Annotated in this window: 17 protein-coding genes; 10 read left to right on the top strand and 7 right to left on the bottom strand. The window is 46.3% G+C overall.

The features are described from left to right. Position 1 precedes the first annotated feature (1 nt). From gspE to gspC, 3 genes are read right to left on the bottom strand one after another with little or no spacing between them, the layout of a single operon-like run. Positions 2-1,504 carry a type II secretion system ATPase GspE gene (gspE, locus tag AB4161_RS06650; RefSeq protein WP_102394588.1) on the bottom strand — a complete coding sequence of 501 codons (1,503 nt, stop codon included), beginning with the start codon at positions 1,502-1,504 and terminating at the stop codon, positions 2-4. After that, positions 1,504-3,528, bottom strand: coding sequence for a type II secretion system secretin GspD (gene gspD, locus AB4161_RS06645; protein ID WP_372074881.1), 2,025 nt, complete (start codon positions 3,526-3,528; stop codon positions 1,504-1,506). Before gspD ends, gspE begins: the two co-directional genes overlap by 1 nt. Before the next feature lie 41 nt (positions 3,529-3,569). Beyond that, a complete protein-coding gene (gene gspC, locus AB4161_RS06640) occupies positions 3,570-4,451 on the bottom strand; it encodes a type II secretion system protein GspC (RefSeq protein WP_017062489.1) in 882 nt (293 codons plus the stop codon). A gap of 331 nt (positions 4,452-4,782) precedes the next feature. On the opposite strand from gspC, the gene hslR reads away from it, so the two are divergent. The 4 genes from hslR to AB4161_RS06620 all read left to right on the top strand — a co-directional run bounded on the left by hslR (position 4,783) and on the right by AB4161_RS06620 (position 10,169). Then, the gene (gene hslR / locus AB4161_RS06635) at positions 4,783-5,169 is read left to right on the top strand and encodes a ribosome-associated heat shock protein Hsp15 (protein WP_017062490.1); all 387 of its coding nucleotides are present in this window, start codon (positions 4,783-4,785) and stop codon (positions 5,167-5,169) included. Between the two features lie 18 nt (positions 5,170-5,187). Beyond that, positions 5,188-6,081 carry an Hsp33 family molecular chaperone HslO gene (hslO, locus tag AB4161_RS06630; RefSeq protein ID WP_017063067.1) on the top strand — a complete coding sequence of 298 codons (894 nt, stop codon included), beginning with the start codon at positions 5,188-5,190 and terminating at the stop codon, positions 6,079-6,081. Between the two features lie 337 nt (positions 6,082-6,418). After that, entirely contained in the window at positions 6,419-8,044 is a 1,626-nt protein-coding gene (gene pckA / locus AB4161_RS06625; protein WP_136977385.1) for a phosphoenolpyruvate carboxykinase (ATP), read from the top strand. A 154-nt stretch (positions 8,045-8,198) separates the two neighbouring features. Further along, positions 8,199-10,169, top strand: a complete 1,971-nt coding sequence (locus AB4161_RS06620; RefSeq protein ID WP_372083052.1) for an AsmA family protein — start codon at positions 8,199-8,201, stop codon at positions 10,167-10,169. Positions 10,170-10,209: 40 nt separating this feature from the next. On the opposite strand, the gene AB4161_RS06615 is transcribed toward AB4161_RS06620, so the two are convergent. Genes AB4161_RS06615 through AB4161_RS06605 form a run of 3 tightly spaced genes read right to left on the bottom strand, consistent with a single transcriptional unit; the run spans position 10,210 to position 12,509 of the window. Then, entirely contained in the window at positions 10,210-11,145 is a 936-nt protein-coding gene (locus AB4161_RS06615; RefSeq protein ID WP_017065806.1) for a bifunctional GNAT family N-acetyltransferase/hotdog fold thioesterase, read from the bottom strand. Between the two features lie 16 nt (positions 11,146-11,161). Next, entirely contained in the window at positions 11,162-11,596 is a 435-nt protein-coding gene (dtd, locus tag AB4161_RS06610; RefSeq protein ID WP_004735590.1) for a D-aminoacyl-tRNA deacylase, read from the bottom strand. Next, entirely contained in the window at positions 11,568-12,509 is a 942-nt protein-coding gene (locus AB4161_RS06605) for a virulence factor BrkB family protein (protein ID WP_019826491.1), read from the bottom strand. Before AB4161_RS06605 ends, dtd begins: the two co-directional genes overlap by 29 nt. A gap of 204 nt (positions 12,510-12,713) precedes the next feature. Here AB4161_RS06605 and AB4161_RS06600 point away from each other — a divergent pair, with 204 nt between their 5' ends. Further along, on the top strand, positions 12,714-13,355 hold the full coding sequence (locus AB4161_RS06600; protein WP_029235101.1) for a DUF2959 domain-containing protein: 642 nt from the start codon (positions 12,714-12,716) through the stop codon (positions 13,353-13,355). 31 nt (positions 13,356-13,386) lie between these two features. After that, positions 13,387-13,917, top strand: coding sequence for an AAA family ATPase (locus AB4161_RS06595; protein WP_171732302.1), 531 nt, complete (start codon positions 13,387-13,389; stop codon positions 13,915-13,917). Between the two features lie 162 nt (positions 13,918-14,079). On the opposite strand, the gene typA is transcribed toward AB4161_RS06595, so the two are convergent. Further along, positions 14,080-15,915 (bottom strand): translational GTPase TypA, encoded by a 1,836-nt coding sequence (gene typA / locus AB4161_RS06590; RefSeq protein ID WP_372083051.1) that lies wholly within the window; start codon positions 15,913-15,915, stop codon positions 14,080-14,082. A 562-nt stretch (positions 15,916-16,477) separates the two neighbouring features. Between typA and glnA the strand changes: the two genes are divergently transcribed. The 4 genes from glnA to glnG all read left to right on the top strand — a co-directional run bounded on the left by glnA (position 16,478) and on the right by glnG (position 21,619). Continuing rightward, positions 16,478-17,887, top strand: coding sequence for a glutamate--ammonia ligase (gene glnA, locus AB4161_RS06585; protein WP_017059221.1), 1,410 nt, complete (start codon positions 16,478-16,480; stop codon positions 17,885-17,887). A gap of 392 nt (positions 17,888-18,279) precedes the next feature. Further along, positions 18,280-18,849: a DUF4124 domain-containing protein gene (locus AB4161_RS06580; protein ID WP_017059222.1), complete on the top strand. Its 570-nt coding sequence runs from the start codon at positions 18,280-18,282 to the stop codon at positions 18,847-18,849. 168 nt (positions 18,850-19,017) lie between these two features. Next, entirely contained in the window at positions 19,018-20,094 is a 1,077-nt protein-coding gene (gene glnL / locus AB4161_RS06575) for a nitrogen regulation protein NR(II) (RefSeq protein ID WP_019826501.1), read from the top strand. Between the two features lie 121 nt (positions 20,095-20,215). Continuing rightward, positions 20,216-21,619, top strand: coding sequence for a nitrogen regulation protein NR(I) (gene glnG, locus AB4161_RS06570; RefSeq protein ID WP_017063059.1), 1,404 nt, complete (start codon positions 20,216-20,218; stop codon positions 21,617-21,619). Positions 21,620-21,700: the final 81 nt, after the last annotated feature.

Here is a 21,700-nt window from a genome sequence, read left to right as displayed (position 1 = left end):
ACTAGACTTCCTTGGTCACGCGCATCACTTCTTCTAAGGACGTTACCCCTTTCAGAACTTTGCTCAAGCCATCATCTCGAATACTTGGTGTTGTGCCACGAATTGCTTTCTCAATCGCCTGTTCGCCAGCCTCACTGTGAATCAGCTCTTGTACCGAATCGTCAATCATCAATAGCTCATGAATACCAGTACGGCCTCGATAGCCTTTGTGACTGCAGCTTTCACACCCTTTGGCATGGTAAAGCGTTAGGCTGTCTTTCTTCTTCAACCCAAACAGTTTTTTCTGTTCTTTATCCGCTTCGTAAGGTTCTTTACAGTCGTTACACAGGGTGCGAACCAAGCGCTGAGCCAAAACACCCAGCAGCGAAGAAGAGATCAAGAAGGGTTCGATGCCCATATCACGCAGACGCGTAATTGCACCGATTGCCGTATTGGTGTGAAGGGTCGACATCACTAAGTGACCGGTCAAAGAGGCTTGAACAGCGATCTCTGCGGTCTCTAAGTCACGTATCTCACCAATCATTACCACATCGGGATCTTGACGAAGAATCGCACGTAAACCACGCGCAAAGGTCATATCAACCTTAGGGTTCACTTGTGTTTGACCAATGCCATCAATATCAAATTCAATTGGGTCTTCAACGGTAAGGATGTTGCGTTCGTTGCTGTTAAGCTCTTGCAGGCCAGCGTACAAGGTCGTTGATTTACCTGAGCCTGTCGGGCCAGTCACCAAGATAATGCCATGTGGGCGCTGAATCAGCTTACGGAAGTTTTCATGGTTTTCTGCTGTCATACCTAAACTGTGCAAGTCTAGACGAGTGGCGTTTTTGTCCAACAGACGCATTACCACACGCTCACCGTGTGATGAAGGCATGGTTGATACACGAACGTCGACCGCTCGACCACCAATACGCAGAGAAATACGACCGTCTTGTGGCACGCGTTTTTCTGCAATATCCAACTTCGCCATAACCTTTACACGTGACACGAGCAGCGGCGCCAATTTACGGCTTGGTGCAAGAACATCACGCAGCACACCATCAATACGGAAGCGGATCGATAGCGACTTCTCAAAGGTCTCGATATGGATATCCGAAGCACCTTCTTTGATCGCCTCACCCAGCATCGCGTTGATTAACTTGATGATTGGCGCATCGTCTTCTGACTCAAGCAAGTCTTCGTCTTGAGGCAGTTCTTCCGCTAGTGAGAAGAAATCATCACTATCAGCACCAATGTCTTCCATGAGCTGACGAGCTTCCGACGAGTCACGCTGATAAGCATCGGTCAGTTTTTTATCAAACTCATCGAGAGTAATCGCTTGTGGCGTGAAACCATTTTTCACAACACGACTCACTTCAATGATCGCCGCCGATTTCAGTGGCTCAACATAATAAAGTATCGGTGCGCGCTCTGGATGTTGATACTCCAACACCATCTTATAGCGATTCGCAAAGCTAAACGGCAAGCGCTGATAAGTACGTGCCGCCCCTACCAATTCAGCCATTATTCTGTTTCCATCTGATCAATGAAGGCTTGAAGTTCAGCCGGGTAATTCATGCTTTCGCCAAATTTAGGCAGTACTGGAATATTATCGTCATCCATCAGCTTCAGTCCTTGCTCAGCCTTGTACAACTGCTCAGCACGGATGAAGTTGTATTTACGCTGCGTGATACCATCGGCTGTCATACCATCACGAATAATGGTTGGTTTGATGAAGACCATTAGGTTCTTTTTCTCAACCTGAGTACTGGTTGATTTGAACAGGTGTCCTAGAACAGGGATATCGCCCAAGAACGGCACCTTAGATTCACTTTCCAGCGCTCGCTCGTCAATCAAGCCACCCAGCACCAGCATTTGACCGTCTTGAACAATCACTGACGTATTTAGCTGACGCTTAGCAAAACGAACATCTACTGCCCCGTTTGCGCCTAATACGTTCGATACTTCTTGTTCTATTTGCAGCTGAACTGAGTCACCTTCATTGATTTGTGGCACGACTTTTAGCTTGATACCCACTTCTTTACGTTCAACCGTTTGGAATGGGTTATCGTTACTTGAGCCTGCGGTCGAGCCAGTTAAAACAGGCACCTCTTCGCCCACAATGAACGACGCTTCGCCGTTATCCATCACGGTGATACTTGGAGAAGATAGGATATTTGAATTTGAATCGGTCGCTACTGCACTGATCAAGGCAGTCCAGTCACCCATCACTACGCTCATTGCCGCGCCATTAACGCCAGAAAGAGCAGAAGCTAACGTTGAGTAGTCACCGGATTCTGTGGTCGTTTCATTACGCAAAAAGGCGCCATTATCATCATAGACTGCGGTGGTCGTTTCAGTGTCTTTCGCTTCTTCTAAACCAACCATTACGCCACCGATTGACGCACCTGTGTTGCCATACTGAATCACAGCACCAGTATCAAGGTTACCCCATTGCACACCAAGGTTAATGCCATCACCCTCTGCCATCTCGACAATTAGGGCTTCAATCAATACTTGAGCACGACGAATATCCAACTGTGCGATCACATCTTGAAGCGCATTCATGATGTCCGGTTGTGCGGTAATCACCAACGAGTTGGTATCACTGTGAGCGGAGATCATCACTTGGTTACGTTGCGATGAGCTGCCTTTGGTTGAAGATTGCTTTTCTGATTGCAGGTTGTCCGACACGCCTTTCAGCACATCGACTAAATCTTCTGCTTTGGCGTATTTAAGGTAAATTACTTGGTTGTTGCCCTTGGTTGCCATTTCCACATCAAGCTGTTCAATCAACCTTCTTAAACGGCTACGTACCTTAGGATCACCTGAGATAAGAATCGCATTGGTACGTTCATCGGCAACTAATTTAGGTTGTAGAAATGCAGGTGTGTTTTTCGCATCAGTGGTTTTGCTTAACGCATCAACGATACGTACCATTTCTGCCGCAGAAGCATTCTTTAGCTCAACGACTTCAATCTCTTTATCACCCGCTTGGTCAACACGCTTGATGATTTCAGCTAAACGGTTTACTACCGCCGCTCGGCCTGTAATAAGGATGATGTTGGCTGGGTCGTAGTGCACAACGTTACCCGCGCCTGCATTGTCGTTTAGTTGACGAAGCAGAGGAGAAAGTTCACGCACCGAGACATTACGAACCGTCACAACACGTGTCACCACGTTGTCGCCTTTGATCGTATCACTGTCTCCAACGACTGGAATTGCCGATGTTTTCGAATCCTTGGCTTTGATGATCTTAAGAACACCCGAGTCCATTTCAACGACCGCGTAGCCATACACCTCTAATACGTTTAAGAAGAAGCTGTAATATTGCTCTTCATTGAGTACGTCATAACTGCGCACATCAATTTTCCCGCGTACCGAAGGTTCAACGATGATGGTCTTCTCTAAGTTGCGGCCAACAATATTAATAAACTCTTGAATGTCAGTGCCCTTAAAGCTGGCACTAAAATCACTCGCGATGGCTGCGGGTGTGCAGATCAAGCTTCCTGCCAATAACCATGCACTTTTCTTAAACCAATGCTTCACGTACTTCTCCTACACTTTCGTCCTTCGTTAGACGCAAAGTTTTAAAATTCAATAAACACTTCATGTTGTTGACCATCTCTCTCGACCACCAGATTTAGCTCTGTTAGTTCTGAGATGGAACGGAATATGTTGCCCATAGCAGCAGGGTCTGTCAGGTCTTGTCCATTTAACTGAGTGGCAATATCTCCGTTTTGGAGCCCAACAGAGTTAAAAAGTTCTGAATCTTTGCCAGGGCTCACACGATAACCGATCACTTTATCGTCACGCTTCACCTGAGACAGTCGAACATATTGGAAGATTTGTTGCGGATCTTTCATTATCTTCGCTTTAATTTCATCAAGCTTCTCTTCTGCAGAAGCCGGATTATTACCACGAACCGAAGAAGAGCTACGAGGTGGCGCAGGCGCTGATACAGCCAAACGCTTGTACTCAATACCTTCAAGCATCAAGGTTTCGTCTCGTCCTGAGTTATCAATGATAACGCGGTCGATTAATACCGCTTTTAACTTGGCTCGAGTGCCTTCAATCTCTTCATTAATTCCGTAGGTCGCTTGCGTGCCGCGATTGGCGATCACCGCTAAGCTCAGTTTTGGATTCGAGCTCGCGACTGCACCCACTAAAACGAGGTTTAATCGCGTCTTAGGCGCATCTTGGATAACTTGCTGTTCAACCACAGCGGGCGTGCTTGGGTTGTAAGCACCAAACATGTTGCTCTGCTGCAAAGAAGAGATATCAAGGGTCGATTGAGGTGCTGAAGACGATGAAGCCGTTGCTGTCCAAGGCGCGATAGTTTGCTCAGCAGGTTCGATAAACCATGCAAGCTGCCCTAAGATCCATGCGGAAGCTGCAATCAATACACAACAGGTCGCTAAGCTTAGTTTCTGCTGAAGTACAAATCCATTCTCTAATAAGCGGCTCAACATAGGAGAATTCCCTACGCGATTTTTGAGCTCTAAAAAGTTCACTTTCCTAGTCCCTTTTCATGACGACAAACGCTGCAAATCATTAAACTTTCAGCTTTTTTATTCATTCGTTCGATACCAAGCTTATTTAAGCAATAAGATCCTGAACTATATCATAGCAAATCGATAAATCGGCATAACATGGCTATTTTGTATTATGACTTGAAAAAAATGCCAACCGCCTCCACTTTAAGCTTCTACTTAATGTGATAAGCATCATCAAAAACATGTTGCGCACTGTTCGTTACAGTTAAACCGCATTCATTTCTCACTTAATAAGGCACAGCCCTATATGAAAACTGCTAATGAAGCTGTCAGACTCGATAAATGGTTGTGGGCAGCTCGTTTTTACAAAACCCGGTCTATTGCTCGCAACATGGTCGATGGTGGCAAAGTCCACTATAATGGTCAGCGCAGCAAGCCAAGTAAAATTGTCGAACTTGGGGCTGTGATTACACTGCGCCAAGGTAATGAAGAAAAGACGGTAACGATCGAGAAAATCTCAGCCCATCGTGGTGGAGCCCCGATCGCTCAAACCCTCTATGAAGAAACCACCGAAAGCTTGGCAAAAAGAGAAGAGTTTGCACAACAGCGCAAGCTAAATGCTCATAGCCCAGCACCAGAACGTCGTCCAGATAAAAAGCAACGTCGTGACATCATCAAGTTCAAGACTCAATAAGCTAGAAGGAATAGCCAAATGGCAGACCCAATGTCTACAAGTAATGTTTTAAATCGCTACCTATTTGAAGACCTATCAGTACGTGGTGAATTGGTACAGATGGACGAAGCGTACCAACAGATTATTTCTAGCAAGGAATACCCAGCTCCAGTACAAAAGCTGTTGGGTGAGCTACTGGTTTCAACGACGCTACTAACGGCGACCCTAAAGTTTGAAGGTTCTATCACGATGCAGCTGCAAGGTGACGGCCCAGTATCTCTAGCAGTTATCAATGGCGATCACGATCAGAAGATCCGTGGTGTTGCTCGCTTTGAAGGCGATATCGCAGACGACGCAGGTCTACACGCCCTAATGGGTAAAGGTCATCTAGTGATCACTATCGATCCTAAGAAAGGTGAGCGTTACCAAGGTATCGTTGGTCTTGAAGGTGACACGCTTGCACAAGTGCTTGAAGGCTACTTCGCTAACTCTGAACAGCTTAAGACTCGTCTATGGCTGCGCACTGGCGAGCATGAAGGCAAAGCACACGCTGCAGGTATGTTGCTACAAGTAATGCCTGACGGCACCGGTACTCCAGACGACTTCGAGCACCTAGAGCAACTAACAGACACCGTGAAAAACGAAGAGCTATTCACTCTAGAAGCGAACGAACTGCTTTACCGTTTGTACAACCAAGAGAAAGTACAGCTATTCACACCACAACCGGTTGAGTTCTTCTGTGGCTGTTCACGCGATCGAAGTGCAGCAGCAATCATTACTGTTGCTCAAGAAGAGATCTACGACATCCTAAGCACCGAAGGAAGCGTTGGTCTACACTGCGATTACTGTGGCACAAACTACTCGTTCGACAAGAATGATGTTGATGCACTGTACGCAGAAGCAGCAGATAAAGGCAGCAATACGGTTCATTAATTTACGGCGTACCAAAAACACGTAATTTACCCCAAAAAGGTCAGCACTCAGCTGGCCTTTTTTGTGATCAAAATAGCGCAAACTCCGTAACATCTCGTAATAAAATCACCGCTTAATTTTAATCAATTAATAATGTTCTCGCCCCTAGCGCAAAGGTTTGCGTACAGGATAGACTAGTTGGGCCAATATGTGACGAGGCGCTTAAAACCCCAAGGTTAATATGGATATTTTTTGAGCTGTATCCCTGTTTCCCCCGAGCCTCGTTGCTAGCATGGTGAGCAGATAACAATAAAAAATTATTACAAAATCCCTACAAAATATCCTACAAGGAGCACCTATGACCGTTATGGAACATACTAAGGCTGCACAAATTGATCTAACTAAGCACGGACTGACTGGCGTTACCGAAGTTCTTCGTAATCCTAGCTACGAGCAGTTATTCGTTGAAGAAACACTGCCGGGTCTAGAAGGCTACGAAAAAGGCGTAGTAACGGAACTAGGCTCCGTTGCGGTTGATACTGGTATCTTTACTGGCCGCTCACCAAAAGATAAGTACATTGTTAAAGATGACACAACACGCGATACCATGTGGTGGTCAGATCAAGGCAAAAATGACAACAAACCGATTACCACTGAAGTATGGGACGAGCTGAAAGAGCTTGTAACAACTCAGCTATCTGGCAAGCGTCTGTTTGTCATCGACGGTTATTGTGGTGCTAACCCTGATACGCGCTTAAGCGTGCGTATTATCACTGAAGTAGCGTGGCAAGCGCACTTCGTTAAGAACATGTTCATTCGTCCAACTGACGAAGAGCTAGCAACGTTCGAACCTGATTTCGTGGTAATGAACGGTGCTAAAACAACTAACCCTAACTGGGAAAAGCAGGGTCTAAACTCTGAAAACTTCGTTGCTTTCAACCTAACAGAGCGCGTTCAAATCATCGGTGGTACTTGGTACGGCGGTGAGATGAAGAAAGGCATGTTCGCAATGATGAACTACCTGCTTCCTCTGCAAGGCATTGCTTCAATGCACTGTAGTGCAAACGTCGGCGAGAAAGGCGATGTAGCCATCTTCTTCGGTCTATCTGGTACAGGTAAAACTACGCTTTCAACCGATCCTAAGCGTGAGCTAATCGGTGATGATGAGCACGGTTGGGATGACGATGGTATCTTCAACTTCGAAGGTGGTTGTTACGCGAAGACGATTCGTCTATCTAAAGAAGCAGAACCTGAAATCTACAATGCAATCCGTCGTGATGCACTACTAGAAAACGTAACAGTTCGTGGTGATGGTTCTATCGATTTTGATGACGGTTCAAAAACTGAGAACACTCGTGTTTCTTACCCAATTCACCACATCGATAACATCGTTAAACCAGTATCAAAAGCCGGTCACGCTCAAAAGGTTATCTTCCTGACTGCTGATGCATTCGGTGTACTGCCACCCGTTTCTAAACTGACTCCAGAGCAAACGAAGTACCACTTCCTTTCTGGCTTCACTGCAAAACTAGCGGGCACTGAGCGTGGTATTACTGAGCCAACGCCAACGTTCTCTGCTGCATTTGGTGCGGCATTCTTAACTCTCCACCCAACTCAGTACGCTGAAGTGCTTGTGAAGCGTATGGAAGCAGCTGGCGCTGAAGCTTACCTAGTGAACACAGGTTGGAACGGTACTGGTAAACGTATCTCTATCCAAGATACGCGAGGCATCATCGACGCTATCCTAGATGGCTCAATCGACAACGCTGAAACTAAGGTTATCCCTATGTTTAACCTAGAAGTGCCACTAGCGCTGCACGATGTTGACCCAGCGATCCTTGACCCACGCGATACGTACACTGACCCTCTACAATGGGAAAGCAAAGCGAAAGATCTAGCCGAGCGCTTCATCAACAACTTTGATAAGTACACAGACAACGCTGAAGGTAAGTCACTGGTTGCAGCTGGTCCTCAACTGGACTAATCCAACCATCTGCTCGGGCTTAGCCAAAAGCAAACGCCCAATTTAAAATGATATTTTTGTAGCAAGCCCCTCTTTTGAGGGGCTTTTTTGTTGATGCTTGACCCTTTTTGTTCCACTCTGTTTTAAGACTATTGAAATTTAAGGCTTTCAGGGAATGAAAAAGGTATTCATGGTGTTCGGCATTGTGTTGGCTATCGCCGTTGCAACTATCGCAGCGCTGCTATTAAGCCTGCAGACCCAATACCGTGCGGATGTTGCCAACTTTTTTATCAAACATACGATTGAACAACCTGTATTCATTGAAGATGTTGAGTATCAGGCGCCTTATCACATCACCTTAATGGGCATTACCCAAAGCCAACCAGAAAAGCAAACACCTCTGTATATCGACAAGATCGATCTTTGGTTCAGCCCCAGCTCGATGACAGAGGCCAAACTGGTCTTTGAATCTGTTTTGATCAGCGGCCTACAATTAGAGGCAGACGATCTAAAAACACTGACTTCTTTATTTACCCAACCAAACATCAAGCTCCACCAGCTGGCCATCAACAATCTCGACTTTTCGACGCCAGAGTTTAATGCGCGAGGCATCGACCTGCAGATCTCCGCCCCAAAATGGAACAACGACAACTCACTTCTCCCTTATGGAAAAACCCAACTCTCTGCCTCACAACTGTATTGGCAAGGTGAAGCATTCGATAATCTGTTGATTGACCTAGACTTAAAACCTAGCGATAGCACGCTTTATGGTGCTTCATTTGACTGGCGTGGCGCCAAGATTTCCGGTCAAGCAGAGCAGTATCAACAAGATTGGTCGTTGGTGAACGTGACCGTCGATGGCTTACGACTCAATCAGGAACAGACCCAAAACCTACTAAGCAAAGAGTGGGATGTTGCAGGCATTAAGATTAATCACATCAATAGCTTAGATATTCTGCGTAGCGACGTAGAGTGGCAAGATGGCCACCTCGCTGCCTTTGATGCCTCATTAGAAAATATCCAACTGCCTTTTGAAATCTGGAAACAACAGAAAGCCATTTTTTCTCTACAGGCAGAAGGAGTGACCATTGATGATGACATGTTCATCGAGCCAAGCCTCAAGCTCAACCTAGAAGCAAACCGGATTCTGATTGAGGATTTCTATACTCAATTCCTGCAGGGCACTGTTCAGCTCAATGGCGAAGTCGCCCCTAGCAGCATTCAATTGGCGCAGCTCGACCTGCAAGGCATCAAGTGGATTACCGAAAACCAAGATAGCCCTCTACCGGCCGCTCGCCTATTGCCTTGGCTCACACAGCTCCAGAACGTCGAGATTAACCGACTTAATATAGAACGCAGCCAACTTATCCAACTAGCACAAACGCCTTACTGGCAGGTCTCTGGATTACATGTCGAGGGGCATCAAGTTCAACTGCTGCAAGATAGAAAACTGGGCTTGTGGCAAGGGAAGCTGATGGCGAGCGCCAATGATGCCAGCTACCAAAATATTCTCAGCGCACAGCCTGTGGTTGAGATGAATAGCGAACAAGGAAAATGGACGCTGACTCGTCTGTTTGCACCACTCAGGAATGGCTACATTGAAGCCAATGCAACGCTCGATTTTAACCAAATCAGCAAGCCATGGAGCTTAGATATTTCTGCCGATGGGTTACCCATTGCGCCTATGCTGCAGCGACTTGAATTACCACTCGATGCAACCGGCTATGGCGAGTTTGAACTTCAAGCCGCAGGTTTATATGGCGACTCACTGATGCTCGGTTACTCAACCACAGGGCAACTCACTGGCAGCGTTCGCCAGGGTGTGATGACCTTTAATGACAAGCTTTCTGAAACATCGACTGATAACGTGTTTGAAATTCCAGAGCTTAATGCGCATTTTGACCGTGGGCGCTTCACTCTCGAACCGATGCATATTATTGGTGCATCATCAGCAGAGCAAGGCGAACAAAGGGTTCAAACGCTCAATGGCGAGGCTTCTGGAGAACTCGACTTGCTTAAAGCTGAGCAACACACCCTCTCGATTACCCTATCGGACCCATGCCATCAAATCTCAGGAAAGCTCACCCAAGCTGAGTATTCGGAGATTAACGACTGCCAACAAAAAAACGCCACTCCACAGGAGTAGCGCCTTGTATCTTTAATCTGTATCTGTTAGCCAGTGTCAGCTATACGTTTACGTTGGAGTCTGTTGATAATCGCTTTTTGTAGTCAGGGATCAGCATATAGGTTCCCGTAAACTCTACCGCTTCCACATCGCCGCTATGAATGGTCACGTGAATGATGATACGTGCCTTTCTTCCTGACGCAAGGCGGTCCAAGTCACCACTGATCCCATCCAATGAAGTAGAGGCAACAGGGTTTTGCTCAACCGGGTGACGATAACGAATATTACTGTCTGCCAGCACGATATCACCGGTCAGCCCGCGTTCTTTCATCAATAACCAAGTCATCCCCCAACCAGTTAAGGTCGCTAAGGTAAAGGCAGAGCCTGCAAACATGGTATTATGCGGGTTCAAGTTGGGATTCAGCTGAGCACTACACTCAAATTGGTAACCCGTGTATTGGTTGATCTTGATGCCCATCTTGTCACTGATCGGGATCTGATGTTCCCAGCGCTGCTGAAGCTCATTACACCACTCAGGTTTACGCAGAACGTCTGCCATTGGGTCAAGATGCTTAACCATCTGTTGGTGACGCACAGGGCCACGTTGATCGTTAATCTCACCGCGACGTTCAAATTCATTCTTCTCATAGAATGAGATCGCATCTTCACGTGCATTACACACCAAGCGCTTAGCACCCTCTTGGCGAGCCAATGACTCAAGTGCGACTAGAATCAACGAACCCATGCCTTTACTTTGGCGAGATTTCTTCACCGCCATATAGCGGATCTGACCTTCCAGATCTGGGGTGATATAGAGACGACCAATCGCCATCGGGCGACCACGACCATCAACAATCATGCGATGGTGACTCATTGGGTCATATTCATCGCGCTCAGAACCTACCGGCATTCGCCAAGGTTCACGGAGCATCTGCCAACGAAAATGGTAATACTTGTTTAGCTGATTTTCGGTGGTTGGTGTTATGAGTTTAAACATGCTTATTCCTTTAAGCCTAAACCTGCAGCCAGAATGTCACTGGGCCATCATTAACCAAAGACACTTTCATGTCGGCTGCGAATCGGCCACGTTCCGTTGGTAACACTGATTCACACTGGTCAGAGAAATAGTTATAAAGACGCTCAGCATCTTCTGGGTGAGCACCACGAGAGAACCCTGCTCGAGTCCCTTTCTTGGTATCGGCCGGCAGAGTGAATTGAGACACCACTAATACCTTACCTTCTACCTGCTTCACGTTGAGGTTCATTTTATCGTCTTCATCTCCAAAGACACGATAAGTGGTCACTCGTTCCATCAAACGTTTAGCTTTGGCTTCATCATCACCTTTTTCTACGCCTAACAGAACCAATAAGCCTTGCTCAATCTCACCAACTACTTCGCCATCAACACGGACGGCAGCTTCACTTACTCTCTGGATCAGTGCTATCACTGTTGTTTCCTTGCTCTGTGATTTTGTCTTTATCCGACGAGTGTACCATTTCTTTCGAGTCACTCCACTGTTCCTGCTCACCCAATGCAGCGGTCACCTCAGCACCCACCAGCACAATCAACCAGCACAAATAAACCCAGACAAAAAGAATTGGTATTGCCGCCAATGCGCCATAAATCAACTGGTAAGAAGGGAATTGAGTAATGTAGGCCGCGAAGCCTTTCTTACTGAGTTCGAACAACAGAGCCGCCACTAGAGAACCTGCAGCCGCATGAGAAAAGTGTATCTTTTTGTTGGGAACCAACAGGTACAGACCGAAAAACGCAAAGAAAGAGAGAATCAAAGGAAGTTTGCGAATCACGGTGTTAAAGGCGCCAGACACCACTTCGTTTTGCAACAAGCTCAATGATGTCACATAAGAAGTGGCTGCAATGCTCGCCCCAACTAAAATAGGTCCAAGCGTGAGCACCATCCAGTACATAGAGAAAGACAGCACCGCTCGTCGCTTCTCATCGACACGCCAGATGTAGTTTAAGTTCTTATCAATATTCGAGATCAACATCAGTGCCGCAATGAACAAGAACACACTACCGACCGCCGTCATCTTACCCGTGTTGGCAACAAACTCGAGCAAAGCACCGTGTACGGCATCCCCAGACGCGGGAACAAAGTTGGTAATAACGAAGTTTTGAATCACGATACCAACATCAGCAAAGATGGAAAATGATGACAAGATAGAGAGCAGAACCGTCAACATCGGTACGATCGAGAGCAAAGTAATGTACGCCAAGTAGCCCGCATTCACGTTGACTCTATCGTGCGTCATTCGCGCCAAAAGATAGCGAGAAAACTGAATACTGAGTGTGGCGACCTTTTTTATCTTCAACTTGTAACTCCCTTGTAACTCGTTCATAGTCCTAATTAATATTCCGACATATTAATCACAGTAAGTAAATGTTCAAAAATAGCGCAGGAAAAAGGCTTGAGAACAAGGCAGATTTTTTGATAAGTAGTTATTCTACAATCAAAAATTCTAACGCCGTTATCGAGCATTTTAACAAGCTAGGTTGGGCAGTTATTTACTACGATTGATATTATTTAACTATAGGAAACTAGGATGCCTTATTTAATAGTTATAGTCCTCTCTATTTTTACTCTTACTGGATGCCAATCAGCTTATTACTCCGCAATGGAGCAAGTGGGCTATCACAAGCGTGACATTATGGTTGATAGAGTGGAAGACGCTAAAGAGTCACAGCAGGATGCTCAGGAAGAGTTTACCAGCGCACTTGAAGCACTCAGCAGCCTGACTAACTTCAGTGGCGGCGACCTTGAAGACATGTACAACCAAATCAATGATAAATACCAAGACAGCGAGAAAGCCGCGCAAAATGTCAGTGACCGCATTGCTGCGATTGAAGATGTGTCGGATGCGCTGTTTGAAGAGTGGCAGAGTGAGTTAGATCTCTACACCAGTGATTCACTGCGCCGCTCGAGCGAGCAAAAGCTTCGTGAAACTAAATTGTCTTACCAAACGATGCTGTCAGCAATGAAGCGCGCCGAGAAGAAAATGGACCCCGTGCTCAATACCCTTCGCGACAACACGCTTTACTTGAAGCACAACCTCAATGCGAGCGCTGTCGGCTCGCTGCAAGGTGAGTTTATGAGCTTAGAAAAAGACATCGCCTACGCAATAGAACAGATGAATGCTGCGATCGCCGAATCGGATAAGTTCCTTGCTCAACTAAACCAGAAATAACGCCCGTAGGCACAAATAAAGATAAGCCCGTATGAACCCAATCATTATTACTGGCGGCCCTGGCGCCGGAAAAACCACATTGATCAATGCTTTGGGTGATGCGGGTTACCCCACCTTCGCTGAGTCCTCTCGCCAGTTAATCGAACAGCAGAGTCAACTTGAGAACGGTATCTTACCTTGGTTAGACCTTCCAGGCTTTGCTCGCCTATGTTTAACCGTCATGAGCGAACACAAAGACCAAGCCAGTCAGCATCCTGTTGCCTTTCTCGATCGCGCCATTCCAGATATCTGTGGCTACTTGGCTCAGGCGAAACTAGAGATAAACACAACCTACCGAGAAGCGAGCCAAGGTTATCACCCCCAAGTGTTGTTCTGTCGCCCTGAGGCTTCAATTTATGTACAAGATGATGTGAGACCTTATCCGTTTGAGGAGGCGTTAGAGATTCACCACGCGTTAGAAAGAGTCTACCAAGAACTTGGTTATGAGGTGGTTGAAGTGCCGTTTATGCCAGTCGAAGAACGGCTTCAATTCGTTGAGCGTTACTTAGGTATCAAAAGCTAGATCCCCAACTCGGTCGTTCCTCCCTCTTGAGGATGACGAAATCTCGTTTAACCGTATCTAAACAAACTAAAAAACAAAAGCCCCGAGCAGCTAGGCTACTCGGGGCTTTCTTACTTATTCTAAAACGTATTGCTTGTTAGCTAGAAGCTAGTCAGCTGGCAATTAAGCCTTAGCTGGACGTGCTGCACGCTTACGTTCGTTTTCCGTAAGAAGCTTCTTACGGATACGAATGCTTAATGGCGTTACTTCTACTAGTTCGTCTTCGTCGATGAACTCAAGAGCTTGCTCTAGAGTGTGACGGATAGGTGGCGAAAGAACCTGTGCTTCATCAGTACCAGATGCACGAACGTTCGTTAGCTGCTTACCTTTCAGACAGTTTACTGTTAGGTCGTTTGAACGGTTGTGAATACCGATGATTTGACCTTCGTATACTTCATCCGCGTGCTCAGCAAATAGACGACCACGTTCTTGTAGGTTGAATAGTGCGTAAGTCAGAGCTTTACCAGTTGCGTTCGAGATTAGAACACCGTTGTTACGTTGACCGATTACGCCGCCTTTGTGAGGACCGTAGTGATCAAATGAGTGGTAAAGAAGACCAGAACCAGACGTTAGAGTTAGGAACTCAGTTTGGAAACCGATAAGACCACGAGAAGGCATCATGAAGTCCATGCGAACACGGCCTTTGCCATCTGGAGACATATCAGTTAGCTCACCTTTACGTAGACCGATGTTTTCCATGATGCCACCTTGGTGCTCTTCAAGCACGTCGATAGTCACAGTTTCAAACGGTTCAGTTAGGTTGCCATCTTCGTCTTTCTTGATGATAACTTCTGGACGAGATACAGCTAGCTCGAAACCTTCACGACGCATGTTTTCGATCAGGATAGATAGGTGAAGTTCACCACGACCTGAAACACGGAAACGATCTGGGTTATCAGTTTCTTCAACACGTAGTGCAACGTTGTGTACTAGTTCTTTCTCTAGACGCTCAAGGATGTTACGTGAAGTAACGAACTTACCTTCTTTACCCGCGAACGGAGAAGTGTTTACTTGGAACGTCATTGTTACTGTTGGTTCATCAACAGAAAGCGGAGTCATTGCTTCAACATTGTTTACGTCACAGATAGTGTCTGAAATTTTCAGCTCACCAAGACCAGTGATTGCAATGATGTCGCCAGCGTTAGCTTGCTCAACTTCGTGACGGTCAAGACCTAGGTAACCAAGAACTGTACCTACTTTACCGTTACGTTTTTTGCCTTCTGCATTGACGATAGTTACTTGTTGGTTTGGTTTAACAGAACCACGAGTAACACGAGCAACACCGATAACACCTACGTAAGAGCTGTAATCAAGTTGCGAAATTTGCATTTGTAGTGGACCGTCAAGGTCAACTGCAGGCGCGTCTACTGTATCAACAACAGCTTGGAACAATGGTTCCATGTTCTCGCCAGTTTCGCCTTCAGTCATTGTTGCCCAGCCGTTTAGAGCTGAAGCGTAAACAACTGTGAAGTCTAGTTGCTCATCAGTAGCACCTAGGTTGTCGAAAAGGTCGAATACTTGATCCATAACCCAATCAGGACGAGCGCCTGGGCGGTCAATCTTGTTGATTACAACGATTGGCTTAAGACCGTGTGCGAATGCTTTTTGCGTTACGAAACGAGTTTGAGGCATTGGGCCATCAACTGCGTCAACGATAAGCAGAACAGAGTCAACCATAGACATGATACGCTCAACTTCACCACCGAAGTCCGCGTGTCCCGGAGTATCTACGATGTTGATGCGGTAATCATTCCAGTTGATTGCTGTGTTCTTAGCAAGAATGGTAATGCCACGCTCTTTTTCGATGTCATTCGAATCCATGACACGCTCTTCAGCTTCACCACGAGACTCAAGAGTGCCTGACTGTTGTAGCAGTTTATCAACCAAAGTCGTTTTACCGTGGTCAACGTGCGCGATGATCGCGATATTTCTTAACTTATCAATCTGTGGAGTAGACATGGATTCTCGATTCACTCATAAAAGTAGCCGTCACTTATCTCAAAAGTTTGGATAATAACCGCTAGCTTGATTTAAAAAACGGTCAATAATATACCAGATTCTAGACAAAAACCCAGAAATATGTGATCTGAACCAAGGCTTTTTTCTTTATTAGCGATTCATATCCGCTTAACTTTGATTCAGTACAGTGTTGAGCAGCCAAATTCGTAGGACTCTAAAAAAGTATCACCTACGAGTGGCGAGCCAAATCTCCCGCAAAATAACAAAAGTGGATTGACAACTTAGGCAATTCATTGCTGAATGGTGCTCGCTTATGTCTCATATTGGTGCACAGACAAACAGCTGCACCAATAAAGTGCAACTAGAGATCATTTTGGTGCAAAAACCAGATTAAGCAAAATCGCAAAACAAGTAAATCATTGAAATTAATGGAATAATTTTTTTGGCACGTTTTTGGCAGTAGATAAATCAGCATCGATTAATGCACTTATAGACATTAATCAATGCTAGTTTCAACCGAATCGAGCTAATACCGAATTAATAACACTGGAGGTTATCCAAGATGTCAGTAGAAAATGTACTATCCCTGATCCAAGAGAACGAAGTTAAATTTATCGACTTACGTTTTACTGATACAAAAGGTAAAGAGCAGCATATCTCTATTCCTTCTCACCAAGTTGATGCAGACTTCTTCGAAGAAGGCAAAATGTTTGACGGCTCTTCAGTAGCTGGTTGGAAAGGCATTAACGAATCTGACATGGTAATGATGCCAGACGCAGCATCTGCTGTACTGGACCCATTCACAGAAGACGCAACACTAAACATCCGTTGTGACATCCTTGAGCCTGCAACAATGCAAGGCTACGACCGTGACCCACGCTCTATCGCTAAACGTTCTGAAGAGTACCTACGTTCTACAGGTATCGCAGACACAGTTCTAGTTGGTCCAGAGCCAGAATTCTTCCTATTTGACGACGTTAAGTTCTCAAACGACATGTCTGGTTCTTTCTTCAAGATCGATGACGTAGAAGCAGCTTGGAACACAGGTTCTGACTTCGAAGGCGGTAACAAAGGTCACCGTCCTGGCGTTAAAGGCGGTTACTTCCCAGTAGCTCCAGTAGATTCATCTCAAGACATCCGTTCAGCAATGTGTCTAGTAATGGAAGAGATGGGCCTAGTTGTTGAAGCTCACCACCATGAAGTAGCAACTGCGGGTCAAAACGAAATCGCTACTCGCTTCAACACGCTAACAGCGAAAGCTGATGAAACTCAAATCTACAAGTACGTTGTACACAACGTTGCTCACGCATTTGGTAAAACAGCGACATTCATGCCTAAGCCACTAGTTGGTGACAACGGTTCTGGTATGCACGTTCACCAATCTCTAGCAAAAGACGGCGTTAACCTGTTTGCTGGTGATAAGTACGGCGGCCTATCTGAAATGGCTCTTTACTACATCGGTGGTGTAATCAAGCACGCTCGTGCAATCAACGCGTTTGCTAACCCATCAACTAACTCGTACAAGCGTCTTGTACCTGGTTTCGAAGCACCTGTAATGCTTGCTTACTCAGCACGTAACCGTTCTGCTTCTATCCGTATCCCAGTAGTACCAAGCCCTAAAGCACGTCGTATCGAGCTACGTTTTGGTGACCCAGCAGCTAACCCATACCTATGCTACTCAGCAATGCTTATGGCTGGCCTTGACGGCATCAAGAACAAGATTCACCCAGGCGAAGCTATGGATAAAGATCTATACGACCTTCCTGCAGAAGAAGCAGCTGAAATCCCAACAGTTGCAGAATCTCTACAAGAAGCTCTAGCAGCGCTTAGCGAAGACCGTGAGTTCCTAACAGCTGGCGGCGTATTCTCTGACGATTTCATCGATTCTTACATCACTCTGAAATCTGACGACGTACAACGCGTGAACATGGCTACACACCCACTTGAGTTTGAACTGTACTACTCAGTTTAATCTCCTGTAGAGATAAGCCATTTCTTACTGCAACCTTGTAAGAATCGCTGACTAAATATTAGGCTCGCCTCGCAGGCGGGCCTTTTTTATATTCTCCCTCCCCCCGCTTCCTCGTACCATACTAGATACCAATCGTAGTAAATAACTACTCAGCCTAGCTTGTTAAAACACTCGATAACATCGTTAGGTTTTTTGATTGTAGAATAACTACTTATCGAAACTATTTTTGCCGAGCAGGGCTGCCTCGTTCTCAAGCCTTTTTCCTGCGCTATTTCTGAGCATTAACTTACTGTGATTGGCATTTAACAAAAGCCCTCAGAGGCTGTCGCGCTAAATACAATAAAACCAACGCCAAACGTGAAATCACCTAGCGGTGAAAAGAGGCTAAAGATATGAAAAACATACTGTTCCTAATCGGGTTAACAGTCGCGCTCTCGTGCTCTGCTCAAACGGTGTATACCTGGATAGATGAAGATGGCGTGCTCCACTTTAGTGATAACCCTAGCGCTCAAGATGCCGAGGCTCTTCGCCTGCCAGATGTGCAAGCTTCAGCACCCGCCCCTAAATTTGAGGCCTCAACTCCGGTTGACGCTGCTGCTTCCTCTACAACTAAAACGGCAACGCCAGCCAAAACTCAGGCAGAAACCGAAACCACAAAGCGCGAGGTTCCTACTCAATTAGCCCTCACCATGTTGACTCCAGTTCATGATCAAACCATTCGTAGTAATCGCGGCTTAATCCCGATTCAGATAGAACTCAACCGAAAACTTGGTATTGGGGAGCAATTACAATTGATGCTTGATGGCCGTCGATATGGCGCCCCACAGACCCAGCCTATTTGGGAATTAAAAGGTATCGATCGAGGTACTCACACCATTGCAATTCAAGCACATAGAAGCGGCAAGCTTATTGCATCTACTAGTCCAGTCACCGTGTATTTACATCGAGCGACGCTCAAGTAGGCCAATGTGTTAAAAGAGGCCAAATAACCTCTACTTTTCACCTAATCGAAGCAGCTTTCAGCGACTCTAATGAATTATCTTTAGCTTCTGGTTGATATGCGCCATACTTGAACTTAGCCACGCACCAATTTGGTGCAGTGAGAAAAACACCAGTTCAAGGACGAAATAGTGAATCGATCAGCCAAAAGCGACAGCATAGATACACATCATCTTTCCAGCGCCATTCTCGACAATATGGTGACTTCGACATTGATGCTCGATGAGCAATTGTATGTCCGATACGCCAATCCGGCCGCTGAGCAGCTCTTTTCACAGAGCGCACGACGCATCGTTGATCATCCACTGAGCCAACTTATCCAACACGCTTCACTTGATTTGGCACTGTTGACGCAACCGCTACAAAGTGGCCAGAGCATTACCGACAGTGACGTTACCTTCGTTGTTGATAACCGCCCACTGATGCTTGAAGTCACGGTTAGCCCAATATCTTGGCAGCGAGAGACGCTGTTATTGGTTGAGATGCGCAAGATAGACCAGCAAAGACGCCTTAGCCAAGAGCTCAACCAACATGCACAACAACAAGCGGCTAAGTTGCTGGTACGCGGGTTAGCACATGAGATCAAAAATCCACTCGGTGGCTTAAGAGGTGCGGCGCAGTTACTTGGGAAAATGCTTCCTGATCAGTCTCTTAATGAATATACGCAGATCATTATTGAGCAAGCCGACCGCTTAAGAGCATTAGTCGACCGTCTGCTTGGCCCACAGAAGCCGGGGACTAAATCAGAAGAGAACCTTCACCAGATACTTGAGAAAGTCAGGCAGCTCGTAGAGCTCGAATCGGGTTCAACGCTCGCCATCGAAAGGGATTACGACCCGAGCCTACCGGACATCTTGATGGATTCGGCACAGGTTGAACAAGCGATGCTCAATATCGTGAGCAATGCAGCGCAGATTCTAAAGACTCAAGATTCTGGCAAAATCACCATTCGCACCAGAACGGTGCATCAAGCAAATATTCACGGGCAGCGACACAAACTCGCAGCTCGTATTGAGATCAGCGATAACGGTCCGGGCATCCCCGATGATTTAAAAGACACGCTGTTTTACCCAATGGTCAGCGGACGAGAAGGTGGAACAGGGCTGGGGCTATCGATTTCTCAAAACCTGATCGATCAACACAATGGGAAAATTGATGTTGAAAGCTGGCCAGGCAACACCACATTCACAATTTATCTACCGATTTAGGTCATAAGAACCTCGCTATTGGACAGCGAGATGAAAGGCTTAGCTCGGTAACACAAAGATTAAGACATCATAAAAACAACAATGATTATCACAATAGATTTGGCTGCAAAGGAATTGAATTATGAGTAAGGGATACGTTTGGGTCGTCGATGACGACAGCTCTATCCGCTGGGTAGTAGAGAAAACACTTTCATCTGCGGATATTAAGTGTGAAACATTTGCTGATGCTGAGAGCGTGTTGCTTGCGCTTGAGCGCGAGACACCGGACGTATTGGTGTCTGACATTCGCATGCCCGGCATTGACGGGATTGAGCTGTTGCATCAGGTTCATCAACGCTCTCCCGACCTGCCCGTGATCATTATGACCGCGCACTCAGACCTTGATGCGGCGGTGAATGCTTATCAAAAAGGCGCCTTTGAATATCTTCCAAAGCCGTTCGATATTGATGAAACACTGACTCTAGTCGAACGAGCGATCGCGCACAGCCAAGAGCAGAAACGCGAACAAGCCAGTGAGGTCGCTGAAGACACCAACGCGCCAGAAATCATCGGTGAAGCACCGGCAATGCAGGAGGTTTTCCGAGCGATTGGCCGTTTGTCTCGCTCATCCATATCCGTGCTGATCAATGGTGAATCGGGTACCGGTAAAGAATTGGTCGCTCACGCTCTGCATCGTCACAGCCCAAGAGCTAAGAAGCCCTTCATTGCCTTGAACATGGCAGCAATCCCCAAAGATCTGATCGAGTCTGAACTGTTTGGCCACGAAAAAGGTGCCTTTACCGGTGCTAACAGCGTTCGCCAAGGACGCTTTGAACAAGCCAACGGCGGCACCCTATTTCTGGATGAGATCGGTGACATGCCACTCGATATCCAAACTCGCTTGTTGCGTGTACTTTCTGATGGTCAGTTCTATCGTGTGGGTGGACACTCTGCGGTTAAGGTTGACGTTCGTATCGTTGCTGCAACCCACCAAGATCTTGAGCGCTTGGTACATGAAGGCGACTTCCGTGAAGACCTTTTTCACCGACTCAACGTTATCCGAATCCATATCCCGGCACTTCGTGAACGTAAACAAGACATTGAAAAGCTGACTCATCACTTCCTAGCATCCGCCGCCGAAGAGCTCGGTGTTGAAGTGAAGACACTGCATCCTGAGACCATTTTGAAGCTCAACCAGCTCAATTGGCCTGGTAACGTACGTCAGCTTGAGAATATTTGTCGTTGGTTAACGGTGATGGCTAGCGGCAGCGAGATACTGCCTTCCGATCTACCACCGGAATTGTTGGAAGAAAAAGTCGTGACCACTTCAGGTTCTGGGGATAACTGGCAGCAACTGCTCGCTAATTGGGCAAAGTGTGCGCTTGATTCAGGAGAAAAAGAGCTGCTAACTTATGCTCTGCCAGAATTTGAACGTATACTGCTAGAAGCTGCACTCCACCACACTAATGGTCATAAACAGGATGCAGCTAAGGTTTTGGGATGGGGAAGAAACACCCTAACTCGTAAACTCAAAGAACTGTACTAGACCTTATATGATTCTCGATGCAGCTACTTTTTAACCAAAAAAGTGTCGCTTGGTTTGAATAGTGTCGGTACAATTACAGTA

Origin of the sequence: Vibrio sp. 10N.286.51.E5 (assembly GCF_041469125.1) — a bacterium.
Taxonomy (GTDB): Bacteria; Pseudomonadota; Gammaproteobacteria; order Enterobacterales; family Vibrionaceae; genus Vibrio; species Vibrio crassostreae_C.
This window is presented reverse-complemented; position numbering and strand designations above follow the sequence as displayed.